Raw genomic sequence first — 273 nt, 5'->3', positions numbered from 1 at the left:
CTGCTGGTGCCGCTGACCCGCTGGCGCAAGTACGACGAGGCGCGGCAGGCGCTGATGCGCGGCGAGCTGGAACGCATCCTGGCCTCCGGCGAGCTGTCCAGCGACGTCTACGAAGTGGTGAGCAAGAGCCTGGCCTGATCCGCCAGCTTCTCCCAGAAGAGGGTGTTACTGGCCACTGGCTGGTAACGCCCTTTGTTACTTCTGGGAATCGCTTCACTGTTTTCCATTGATGGAGCCCGCTTAATCGTGTTTCGCGAACCACCCTGCGCAGGC

1 protein-coding gene is annotated in these 273 nt (G+C 62.3%); it reads left to right on the top strand.

Annotation, left to right across the window (positions count from 1 at the left end):
• The first annotated feature begins 6 nt into the window (after positions 1-6).
• Complete coding sequence (locus WDW90_RS41150; protein ID WP_431311228.1) at positions 7-138, top strand: aminopeptidase N C-terminal domain-containing protein; 132 nt, start codon at positions 7-9, stop codon at positions 136-138.
• Positions 139-273 lie beyond the last annotated feature (135 nt).

Source organism: Methylobacterium nigriterrae, assembly GCF_037106235.1.
In the GTDB taxonomy this organism is placed as follows: Bacteria; Pseudomonadota; Alphaproteobacteria; order Rhizobiales; family Beijerinckiaceae; genus Methylobacterium; species Methylobacterium nigriterrae.
The sequence above is the reverse complement of the archived record's forward strand: the minus strand, read 5'-3'. Positions and strand labels throughout refer to the sequence as shown.